We start from the raw sequence: 386 nt of genomic DNA, 5'->3' as shown, positions 1-386 counted from the left end.
CGCAGCGCTGTGGTTCGCGGTCGCCGAGCACGATCACGCGGCCTGGGAGCGGGCGGCGGTTTTTTAAGAGCGGAGAGCTGGAAGGTCGCCGTATCAACACAAAGTTGCTGCCGTGGGTTCCGTATCGAGCCCGGAGAGATCGAAGCGCGCCTGATCGAACACCCGGCAGTCCATGAGGCAACCGTCCTTGCACGCGAAGATGTTTCCGGCGACAAACGACTGGTTGCCTATGTGGTGGCCGCACCAGCAGTAGATGGGACCGCATCTGACGAGTTCGTCGCGACACTGCGCGCACATCTGACCGCATGCTTGCCTGATTACATGGTGCCGACGGCCTTCGTGCAACTGGACACGATGCCGCTGACGCCCAACGGCAAACTCGACCG

At 62.2% G+C, this 386-nt stretch carries 1 protein-coding gene; it reads left to right on the top strand.

Annotated elements, in window-relative coordinates:
- Positions 1–386: amino acid adenylation domain-containing protein (locus BTJ49_RS15310; protein ID WP_146742406.1), on the top strand; the 386-nt coding region annotated here is incomplete at both ends.

Source organism: Oleiagrimonas sp. MCCC 1A03011 (genome assembly GCF_003267965.1).
GTDB classification, from domain to species: domain Bacteria; phylum Pseudomonadota; class Gammaproteobacteria; order Xanthomonadales; family Rhodanobacteraceae; genus Oleiagrimonas; species Oleiagrimonas citrea.
This window is presented reverse-complemented; position numbering and strand designations above follow the sequence as displayed.